The 10,211-nt window shown below is 69.4% G+C and carries 9 protein-coding genes and 1 pseudogene; 1 reads left to right on the top strand and 9 read right to left on the bottom strand.

The genetic code is table 11. The features are described from left to right. Positions 1–88: 88 nt before the first annotated feature. The 5 genes from QQ657_RS56260 to QQ657_RS56240 all read right to left on the bottom strand — a co-directional run bounded on the left by QQ657_RS56260 (position 89) and on the right by QQ657_RS56240 (position 5,516). The gene (locus tag QQ657_RS56260; RefSeq protein ID WP_284750707.1) at positions 89–1,171 is read right to left on the bottom strand and encodes a glycoside hydrolase family 88 protein; all 1,083 of its coding nucleotides are present in this window, start codon (positions 1,169–1,171) and stop codon (positions 89–91) included. Between the two features lie 71 nt (positions 1,172–1,242). After that, complete coding sequence (locus tag QQ657_RS56255) at positions 1,243–1,899, bottom strand: FadR/GntR family transcriptional regulator (protein ID WP_284750706.1); 657 nt, start codon at positions 1,897–1,899, stop codon at positions 1,243–1,245. Positions 1,900–1,901: 2 nt separating this feature from the next. Further along, positions 1,902–2,933 (bottom strand): ABC transporter permease, encoded by a 1,032-nt coding sequence (locus tag QQ657_RS56250; protein WP_284750705.1) that lies wholly within the window; start codon positions 2,931–2,933, stop codon positions 1,902–1,904. Further along, positions 2,930–4,468: a sugar ABC transporter ATP-binding protein gene (locus tag QQ657_RS56245; protein WP_284750704.1), complete on the bottom strand. Its 1,539-nt coding sequence runs from the start codon at positions 4,466–4,468 to the stop codon at positions 2,930–2,932. Before QQ657_RS56245 ends, QQ657_RS56250 begins: the two co-directional genes overlap by 4 nt. 73 nt (positions 4,469–4,541) lie before the next feature. Then, positions 4,542–5,516 carry a substrate-binding domain-containing protein gene (locus tag QQ657_RS56240; RefSeq protein ID WP_350310785.1) on the bottom strand — a complete coding sequence of 325 codons (975 nt, stop codon included), beginning with the start codon at positions 5,514–5,516 and terminating at the stop codon, positions 4,542–4,544. A 368-nt stretch (positions 5,517–5,884) separates the two neighbouring features. Between QQ657_RS56240 and QQ657_RS56235 the strand changes: the two genes are divergently transcribed. Then, positions 5,885–7,012, top strand: coding sequence for a CapA family protein (locus QQ657_RS56235; protein ID WP_284750702.1), 1,128 nt, complete (start codon positions 5,885–5,887; stop codon positions 7,010–7,012). Positions 7,013–7,120: 108 nt separating this feature from the next. Here QQ657_RS56235 and QQ657_RS56230 read toward each other — a convergent pair whose 3' ends face one another. The 4 genes and pseudogenes from QQ657_RS56230 to QQ657_RS56215 all read right to left on the bottom strand — a co-directional run. Beyond that, positions 7,121–8,137 carry a family 2 encapsulin nanocompartment cargo protein polyprenyl transferase gene (locus QQ657_RS56230; protein ID WP_284750701.1) on the bottom strand — a complete coding sequence of 339 codons (1,017 nt, stop codon included), beginning with the start codon at positions 8,135–8,137 and terminating at the stop codon, positions 7,121–7,123. Continuing rightward, positions 8,134–9,513, bottom strand: coding sequence for a family 2B encapsulin nanocompartment shell protein (locus QQ657_RS56225; RefSeq protein WP_284750700.1), 1,380 nt, complete (start codon positions 9,511–9,513; stop codon positions 8,134–8,136). The genes QQ657_RS56230 and QQ657_RS56225 overlap by 4 nt, the downstream gene beginning before the upstream one ends. Then, positions 9,510–9,683, bottom strand: a complete 174-nt coding sequence (locus QQ657_RS56220; protein WP_284750699.1) for a hypothetical protein — start codon at positions 9,681–9,683, stop codon at positions 9,510–9,512. Before QQ657_RS56220 ends, QQ657_RS56225 begins: the two co-directional genes overlap by 4 nt. After that, positions 9,683–10,211 (bottom strand): annotated as a pseudogene (locus QQ657_RS56215) (Crp/Fnr family transcriptional regulator); the annotation flags it as partial. The pseudogene QQ657_RS56215 and the gene QQ657_RS56220, both read right to left, overlap by 1 nt.

The following is a 10,211-nucleotide window of genomic DNA, read 5'->3' as shown; positions in this document are numbered from 1 at the left end:
CCCCCCGCCGCGGGCGGCCGGGCCGGGGCCGCACCCCCCCCGTCCGGGGGGCCCGCCCCCGTCGGGGGGGCCGCCCGCCCACGTTGCCCTACTCGGCCGAGCAGCCTGGGAGCTTGGCGACTTCCTGGCCCGCCAGGAGGAACGCGCCGACGCCGTAGGCCGACGTGTCCGTGACCTCGGCCGTCGCCGGGCGGTCGCCGACCGGCTGGACGTAGCCGACCTTGCCGTCCGCCTGCAACGCCTTCATCGACAGCGCCGTCCACGCCTTGTCCACCACCGGGCGGAACCGGGACGCCGGCAGGATGCCCGCGCTGATGCCCCAGCCGATGCCGAACGTGAAGAACGCCGTGCCGCTCGTCTCCGGGCCGCCGTGGTCCCACGGGTTCAGCAGGTCCGAGTTCCAGAAGCCGTCACGGCGCTGCAACAAGGCCAACGAAAACGCCATCTTCTTGTACACCCGCAGGTACTCCGGCCGCCGCGGGTCGTCCGTCGGCAGGACCTGCAGCACCTTCGTCAGCGCCGCCAGGGCCCAGCCGTTGCCTCGCGACCAGAACACACCGGAGCCGGTGAACCGCGCGTCGCGGTACCACAGGCCCGTGAACTCGTTGAACAGCTTGTGTTCCGACGTCTTGAACAACTTGTCCATGGTGTCCGAATAGGACGGATCGTGGTCGATCACGCTCATCCGCGCGAACGACGGCATCGCCATGTTCAGCGCGTCGACGTAGTTCCAGTAGTCGCGGTGCCCGGCCTGCACGGAGGCGACCTCGTCGCGGATCCGCGTGCGGATCGAGTCGAGCGAGATCTCCGGGTGGAAGTACGTGTACAGGTCCAGGTACGCCTCGCCGGCGGCCTGGTTGTCCGGGAAGAACGGCCGCTTCGGGTCGAGCGGCAGCTGGTAGCCGTTCGCCTCCGCCCACGGCAGTGTCTTGTGGTTGGACTGGCCGGTGGTCCGGACCAGCGCGAGGTTGCCGACGTGGAACGTCGCGTTCTGCCAGTCCGGGGCGGCCAGGTTCGTCCCGTTGGTCACCCAGTAGTTGCCCGCGGCCACCATCTGATCGGACACGGCGCATTCGGCAGCCGCAGCGGTGGCCGTCGGCGCCGTGAAAAGCCCGCTCGTCACCACCGTGGCCGCGAGCACGCCGAAGCCACGAATTCCCGGGAAACGCATGAAAGCGTCCTCCTCAGCACGTCATGGCGGCGGTCGTTCGCAGCGAGTGTTCAGGGTTCCCGGTGGACGTGTCAAGGTGCCGGTGAGCGGTACGGCGCAACGGTTTCCAGCAACCGGCGCGACGCGGATTCGGCCCCGTCGGCGTTCTTCGCCAGCACCAGGGTGAGCACGCGGGAGTGCGCGACGAGCTCCAGTGGCTCGCCGTGCGCCCGCAGTGCCGCGACGACGGGCACCTGCAGCTGCGCGATGAGCGCGTTGCCGGAAGCGCGGATCAAGGCTGCGTGGAACTCCGAGTCGGCGTCGTGGAAGGCCGCGATGTCCTGGCGTTCCACCGAGTCCGCCATCAGTTCGTAGGCCGCGGCCATCGCCGACAGCTCGTCGGGACGCCGGTGCTGCGCGGCCATCCGCGCCGCCTGCGGCTCGATCATCAGCCGCAGCTCCAGCAGCTCGTGCAGGTGGTGGCGGCCGCCGGGCCCGTTGATGCGCCAGCCGATGACGTCCGGGTCGATCGCGTCCCACGCCTCCGGTGGCAGTGTCCACGTGCCGACGCGCGGCCGCGCGGTCACCATGCCCTTCGACTCCAGCACGCGCAGCGCTTCGCGGACCACCGTCCGGGAGGCGGAGAAGCGGCGGCCCAGCTCCTCGGGGACGAGCGGCTGCCCGTCCCCGAGGACGCCTTCGACGATGAGCCTGCCCAGTTCGTCCACTATCCGGGCGTGGAGGTTCACCGCTACTCGGGCAAGCCGACGCGGCGCTCTCCGCTGCGCAGCTGCTGCAGCACGACCGCGATCACGAGCAGGGCGCCGTGGGCGACGTTCTGCCAGAACGGGTTGATGCCCAGCCCGGACATGCCGTTGTCGAGCACGCCCAGGATGATCACCGCGAGCACCGTGGAGATGATCGACCCGCGACCGCCCTTGAGCATCGTGCCGCCGAGCGCCGCGCCGGTGACGGCCTGCAGCTCCAGGCCTTCGGACCCGGACACCGGCTGGCCGGAGCCGGTGCGCGCGGTGATCAGCACGCCCGCGACCGCCGCGACCACGCCGGCCAGCGCGTACACGCCGATGATGTACCGGTTGATGTTGATGCCGGCCAGCCGCGCGGCCGTGTCGTTGCCGCCGATGGCGTAGACGTTGCGGCCGATGTCGGTGTACTTCAGCAGGAAGTGCAGCAGCGCCGCGACGATCAGGAACACCCACACCAGCGACGGCAGGCCCGCGATCGCGCCCTTGGCCAGGAAGATGAACAGGTCGTCGCCGCCGGTGTAGCCCTGCGACTTGCCGTCCGAGATGACCTGCGCGACACCCTTGTAGGTGGCGAGCATGGCCAGTGTCGCGACCACCGGGTTGACCCGGCCGAAGATGATGATCATGCCGTTGATCAGGCCGCACAGGATGCCGACGCCGACCGCGGCGAGGATGCCGACCCCGGCGCTGCCGGTCGAGGTGAACACCATCGCCGAGATGACCGAGGCGAGCCCGGCCATCGAGCCGACCGAGATGTCCAGCGCGCCCAGGATGATCACCAGGGTCTGCACCAGGGCCAGGAGCCCCATGATGGTGATCGCGCTGCCGATGAGCAGCAGGTTGTTGGTGCGCAGGAAGTTGTCGTTCAGGATGCTCAGCAGGACGATCAACGCGATCAGCGTGATGATCAGGCTGGAGTTCTGCACGCCGATGCCGGTGAGCACGCGGCGGAACACCGACGGCTGCTGCGGCGCGCCGGGTTCCTGGGCGGCCTTCTCCTGGGTGGGGGTACTCATGCGCCGATCTCCTGCTGCTCTTCTACTGCCGGTTCGGTTTCGGGGATGGCGAGGGTCAGCACGGCTTCCTCGGTCGCTTCTTCGCGGCTGATCTCGCCGGCCAGGTGCCCGGCGCGCATCACGAGGATGCGGTCGGCCAGCGTCAGCACCTCGGGCAGGTCGGAGGAGATGACCAGCAGCGCGATGCCTTCCGCGGCGAGGCCGTCGATGATCCGGTAGATCTCGGCCTTCGCGCCGACGTCGACGCCGCGGGTCGGCTCGTCGAGGATCAGCAGCTTCGGCCGCCGCGCCAGCCAGCGCGCGAGGACGGCCTTCTGCTGGTTGCCGCCGGACAGCTTGCGGATTTCCTGCTCCATCGACGGCGTCCGCACGCGAAGCTCGCTGATGTACTCCTGGACGACCGCGCGTTCCTTCGCGCGCTTCACGACGCGGAAGCGGCGAAGGCGGTCCAGCACCGAGATGGAGATGTTGTCGCGGACGGACCGCTGCATGAGCAACGCGTCCGTCTTGCGCTCTTCGGGCGCGAAGCCGATGCCTGCCTTGACCGCGTCGCCGGGGTTGTGGGCGCGGAGGCGCTTGCCGTCGAGTTCGACGGTGCCCGACCGGATCGGCAGGTCGCCGACGATCGCCCGGGCCAGTTCGGACCGTCCCGCGCCGACGAGTCCGGCCAGGCAGACGACCTCGCCCGCGCGGACCTGCAGCGAGATGCCGGTGACGTCGTCGGTCGTGACGTCGTCGAGCTTCAGCACCACGTCGCCGGTGTCCTGCGTGACCCGGCGTTCGAGCGCCGAGAGGTCGCGGCCGATCATCATCCGGACCAGGCTGGCCTCGTCGGTCTCCGCGGCCTGCTGGACGCCGACGAGCTTGCCGTCGCGCAGCACGGCGACGCGGTCCGCGAGCTGGAAGATCTCCTTCATCCGGTGCGAGACGTAGACGACGGCGACCCCGTTGTCGCGCAGCCGCCCGATCAGCCGGAACAGCGCCTCCACCTCGTGTTCGGACAGCGACGACGTCGGCTCGTCGAACGCGATCACCTTCGGCGGGGTGGCCGCGGTGAGCACCCGGAGGATCTCGACGATCTGCCGCTGGGCGGCCGACAGCGCGACGCCGAGCGTCGCCGGGTTGAGGACGCCTTCGAAGCCGTACTCGGCGAGCGCGTCTTGCGTGGCCTTCAGGAGCGTGCGGCGGTTGAAGACCCGCACCTTGGCGGGGAGTTCGCCGACGAAGACGTTCTCCGCCACCGAAACGTGCGGGATGATCTCGGGTTCCTGGTAGATCACGCGGACCCCGGCGGCCATCGCCGCGCGCGGGGTGTCGAAGGTGACTTCGGTGCCGTCCAGGAGGAGCCGGCCGTCGTCGGGGCCCTGGTCGCCGGAGAGGACGCGCAGCAGCGTCGACTTCCCGGCGCCGTTCTCGCCCATCAGCGCGAGCACCTCGCCGGAGCGGATCTCCAGCGAGACGTCGTCGAGGGCGGTGACCCCGGAGAAGCGCTTGCCGATGCCCTCGACGGCGAGCGCGGGTGAAGAGGAGGACATGGTCGCCTTCCGTACGGCGGTCGTGAGTGAGAAACAGTGTTAGAACACTGTTTCCCACTCACGACGGGATCGGTCAGGTGCAGTTGACGCCGGCCTGCTTGTAGTTGTCCTTGTTGACGATCGTGGTCTTCGCGATCGTCTCCGCGGGCAGCTCCTTGCCGTTCTTCACCTTGTCGACCAGCACCTGGATCGCCGAACGGCCGACCTCGGCGCCGGAGATGTAGAGCGCGGACTTGTTGCCGGTGTCCTTGCCGGCCGCCCAGTCCTTGCAGTCCAGGTAGGCGCCGAGCCCGACGCCGATGATGTTGTTCGCCTGCACGCCCGAGTTGGCCAGCGCGGTCACGACGCCGGTCTCGTTCTCGTCGTTGCAGCCCCAGACCACCCAGTGCTTGACGCCCGGGTTGGAGCCGATCACCGCGCCGGAGCGGTTCTGCGCGTCGACGGGGGAGTTGTCGGTGCCGACGTCGATCACCTGGACGCCCGGGTCGCCGGCCTTCGCGAACGCGGCCTTCGCGGCGTTGACGCGGTCGGTGCACACGCTGAGGTCCTGCTTGTAGGCGCTGATGATCTTGGTGTCGGCGGCGGCCCAGCCGGCGGCCTTGAACAGCTTCGCGGCCTCGGTGCCGACCGAGTCGCCCATCTGGCTGCCGTTGAAGCCGACGAACGGGGCCTTCGCGCCGGTGCCGTCCTTGATGACGTCGTCGGAGGCGATGATCGGGATGCCGGCGCTCTTGGCCTTGTCGATCACCTGCGGGCCGACGGCCTGGTCCGGGACGACGATGGCGACGCCGTTCGCGCCCTGCGCGACCGCGGCGTCCAGTTCGGTGATCGCCTTGTTGGCGTCCTGGCCGAGGTTGACGACCTTGAGCTCGACGCCGAGCTCCTTCGCCTTCTCCTGCGCGCCCTGCGCCTGCTCGACGAAGTACTGCTGGTCACCCTGTTTCTGCAGGTAGTAGAGGGTGATCTTGCCGTTGGCGGGCGTCGACTGCTGCGGGGCGGCGGTGTCCTTGCCGGAGGAGCACGAGGCCATCAGGACACCGGAAATCAAACAACAACCAACAACGCTCCAGGTGCGGAACCTGTGCGGGTATGTGGACATCGAGTGCTCCCATGGGCCGGGGACGAGTGTTGCTGACGGGTTACCGCCGGGTGACTGGTATTACAAAACACCCGTTCGTGCGACGTCAACCCGCAGTTAGCGGAGCGATACCTACTCTGGGTAGTTGCATCGTGGCACGAACCCCGGTCATTTATCGTATTTTTTAGGCTCTGTCCTGCACGTTGTCCGGGTTTGTCCTGTGTGAATGTTCTGATCGGTGTTGTCGACTGTGGTGGAAGTTGCCGTTGATTGGGAGGCGGCACGTGTCGGGTTCGTCCGGATGGCAGGATGGCCGGACCACAGCAGCAGGGGGACCGATGACGAAGCTCCGTGTAGCCGCGCTCGCCGGGGTCGCCGTCCTGGCGGCCGCGTGCAGCAGCCCGCCCCAGTCCGGCCCGGCGCCGACGCCGTTCCCGGAGACGGCGCCCGGTTCGGCGGAAGCGGCCCCGGACGGCTCGTTCAGCGTCGTCGCGACCGGCGACGTCCTGATCCACCCGGCCCTGACCGAGCAGGCCGAGGCCGACGGCGGCGGCAAGATCGACTACCGGCCGCTGCTCGCCGGGATCAAGCCGCTGATCTCCGGCGCCGACCTCGGGATCTGCCACCTCGAGACGCCGCTGGCGCCGGAAGGCGGCCCGTACAGCGGGTACCCGTCGTTCAGCGCGCCGCCGGAGATCGCGGACGCGCTCAAGGACACCGGCTACGACACCTGCTCGACGTCGTCCAACCATACGATCGACCAGGGCGCCGACGGCGTGAAGCGGACCTTGGACAAGCTCGACGAGACGGGCATCAAGCACACGGGCTCGGCGCGGTCGGCGGCGGAAGCGGCGAAACCGCTCGTGCTCGACGTCCACGGCGTGAAGGTCGCGCAGGTGTCGTACGCCTTCGGGTTCAACGGCATCAAGGTGCCGGCCGGGAAGCCGTGGCTGGCCAACCAGATCGACGTCGACGACGTCCTGGCATCGGCTCGGAAGGCGCGCGAGGCCGGGGCGCAGGTCGTGATCGCCAGCCTGCACTGGGGCGTGGAGTACCAGCACGACCCGACGGCCGAGCAGCGGTCGCAGGCCAAGAAGCTCCTGGCGTCGGCCGACATCGACCTGATCGTCGGCCACCACGCGCACGTGGTCCAGCCGTTCGAGAAGATCGGTGACAAGTGGGTCGCCTACGGGCTCGGCAACAGCGTCGCCCGCCACTCCGATCCGCGCGGCGACACGGAGGAAGGCGCGGCGGCCCGCTTCCGCTTCGTCCGCGACGGCGAACGCTGGAAGGTCGACAAGGCCGAGTACATCCCGACGTACATCAAGCTCGACGCCCCGATCCGCCTGATCGACTTGTCGACATCACCCGCGTCGGCGCAGGTAACCAAGGCCCTAGGCGACACGGACAAGAACATCCTGAGCCTGAAAGCGGACAAAGACGGCCTAACCCGCCCCGGCAAGTAACCCGTGACTCGCGTGACTGAAGCCGTGACTCGCGTGATTGGAGCCGGAACTCGCGAGTTCCGGCTCCAATCACGCGAGATCGGTCCCTGATCACGCGAGTTACGGGTTTCAGTGGGTGCGGGTGGTGATCAGGCGGGCCAGGGACGCCAGTTCCGCGGCCGGGCGGGGGACCGGGTTCACCGACGCCAGCTCCCGCAGTCCCTTCGCCACCAGCGCCGCCGCCTGGGCCTGGCTCCACTGGCGGCCGCCGGCCTCGTCGACGAGCGTGGCCGCGAGGGCCAGCTCGACGGCGTCGAGCGGGTCGGTCCCCGAGTACAGCGTGGCCAGCTCCGCGCCCGCCGTGGTGCCGGACGACAGCGCCGTCACCACCGGCAGCGACTTCTTGCGGTTCTGCAGGTCCGAGTACACCGGCTTGCCCGTCTCGGCGGGGTCGCCCCAGATCCCGAGCAGGTCGTCGACGTGCTGGAACGCCAGCCCGATCGCCCGGCCGAACTCGCCGAACCGCGACACGGCCTCGGGCCGGCCGCCCAGCATCGCGCCCAGCTCGCAGGACGCGCCGATCAGGGCCGCCGTCTTGCCGCCTGCCATCCGGATGCACTCCGCCGGCGTGACGTCGTCGCGCTGCTCGAAGTCGACGTCGGCCGCTTGGCCTTCGAGCAGTTCGAGCACGCCCTGGGACAGCAGTTTCGCGCTGTCGGGCGCCAGCTGTTCGAACGCCACGCTCAGCAGGGCGTCCCCGGCGAGCACCGCGGGCCCGGTGCCGAAGACCGTCCACGCCGTCGGCCGGTGCCGGCGGGTGGTGTCACCGTCCATGACGTCGTCGTGCAGCAGCGAGAAGTTGTGCACGAGCTCGACCGCGACGGCGCCGGGCACGGCGTTCACGGGGTCGCCGCCCGCGGCTTCCGCGCACAGCAGGACGAGCGCCGGCCGCAGTGCCTTGCCGCCGTCGGCGGACGACGGCGCGCCGTCGGCGTCTTCCCAGCCGAAGTGGTAGCCGGCGATCCGCCGCATCGCCTCGGGCAGCCGCTCGGCCGCGGTCCGCAGCGCCGGGTCGACCAGGCTCTTGCTCCACGCGAGGACATCGGCGAGGGGACGGGCGGCGGTCCGGGAGTCCATGGTCGTCATGAGCGGCCCACCTCGACGTCGTCCAGCACGCCGAGCGCGTCCGGGACCAGCACCGCGGCGGAGTGGTAGGCGCTGACCAGATAGGACGTCACGGCGCGGTCGCTGATACCCATGAACCGGACGTTGAGTCCCGGCTGGTATTCGTCCGGGAGAGACTTGGGACGGAGGCCGATGACGCCGGCGTCGTCTTCGCCGGTGCGCATGGCCAGGATCGACGTCGTACCGGTGTCGGTGATCGGAATCTTGTCGCACGGCAGGATCGGGACACCACGCCAGGTTTGGACGCGTTTGCCGTCGAGGACCGTCGGATCCGGGTAGACGCGGGCTCGCGTGCATTCGCGGCCGAAGGCGGCGATGGCGCGGGGGTGGGCGAGGAAGAACTTGGTTTTGCGGCGTCGGCAGAGCAGGTCGTCGAGGTCGAGTGGGGTGGGTGGTCCGGTGCGGGTGGTGAGGCGGTGTTTGAGGTCGACGTTGTGCAGGAGCCCGAAGTCGGTGCTGTTGACGAGTTCGTGTTCTTGCCGTTCCCGCAACGCTTCCACGGTCAGTCGCAGCTGTTGTTCCAGCTGGTTCATGGGGTTGTTGTAGAGGTCGGTGACGCGGTTGTGCACGCGCAGCACGGTTTGCGCGACGGCGAGGTCGTACTCTCGCGGTGAAGGGTCGTAGTCGACATAGGTGCCGGACAGCATCGGTTCGCCGTCGTGACCGGCAGCCAGGTCGATGCTCGCCTCACCGGCCTTGTTCTGCGGCTTCCTCGGCCGCCCAAGGGCTTCGGCGACGTGGAGCCGCAGCGACTCCGATCGGCCGTTGAGCCGTGCGTACGCCGAAGCGGGCAGTACCAGCGCGATGACGCGGGTGGCGGCGCGGGCGGTGAACGTCCACGTCGTGTCGTCGCGGGCGAGGAGGTCGGCGCCGAAGTGGTCGCCGTCGGTGGCGGTGCCGAGGGTGACCTCGTCGCCGTATTCGCCGCGGCCGTGCTGGGTGACTTTGCCGTGGGCGATGAGGATCAGCGTGTCGAGCGGTGTGCCCGCGTCGACGATTGTCGCGCCGGGTTCGTACTCCCGTTGTTCGAAGGCTTCGGCGAGGGCACTCAACGCGGTCTCGTCGCCGAAGCCGCGGAGGAGTTCGAGTTCGGTGAGTTCGGCGGGGACGACGTGGATGCGGGCGCCGGTGTTGTAGAAGCTGACTTTGCCGTCGCCGATGGTGTAGGTGAGGCGGCGGTTGACGCGGTAGCTGCCGGCGGGGACGTCGACCCAGGGGAGCTGGGAGAGCAGCCAGCGGGTGGTGATGCCGCGCATCTGCGGCAGGGTCTTGGTCGTCGTGGACAGCGTCCGCGCGGCCTTGACGCCCAGCGACAACTGTTCTTCGGTGACGGTCACGGATTCACCCGCCGATCGGGTTCGGGAGCTTCGGGAAGACCGGGCCCGGGCACGACCCGGGCCGCGGCGGTGCCGAGACCGGTCGGCCCGAAGGCCGACGGCGGCAGGCCGGGCCCGGGGCGCGGCGGTTCCGCGTCGGGCTTGCGGGGCGGGGTCGCGGGTTCCGGCATCACGCCTCCCGGCCGAGTTCGGCGCTTTCCAGCACGGCCAACGCGTCCGGCACCAGCACCGCGGCCGAGTAGTACGCCGACACGAGGTAGGACATGATCGCCTGCTCCGAGACGCCCATGAACCGGACGTTCAACCCGGGCTGGTACTCATCCGGCAACCCGGTCTGGTGCAACCCGACCACGCCCTGGGCCTGCTCCCCGGTCCGCATCAGCAGGATCGAGCTGGTCCGGGTTTCGGTGACGGGGATCTTGTTGCACGGCAGGATCGGCACGCCGCGCCAGGCGGGGACGTGGTGCCCGCCCATGTCCACCGCATCGGGATAGACCCCGGCCTTGGTGCACTCCCGCCCGAACGCGGCGATCGTCTTCGGATGCGCCAGGAACACGCCCGGGTCTTTCCAGACCAGGGCGAGGAGTTCATCCAGGTCGTCCGGGGTCGGGGGACCGGTGCGGGTGGGGATGCGCTGGGCGAAGTCGGCGTTGTGCAGCAACCCGAAGTCGCTGTTGTTGATCAGTTCGTGTTCCTGG

The organism is Amycolatopsis ponsaeliensis, assembly GCF_030182635.1.
GTDB lineage: Bacteria > Actinomycetota > Actinomycetes > Mycobacteriales > Pseudonocardiaceae > Amycolatopsis > Amycolatopsis ponsaeliensis.
The sequence above is the reverse complement of the archived record's forward strand: the minus strand, read 5'-3'. Positions and strand labels throughout refer to the sequence as shown.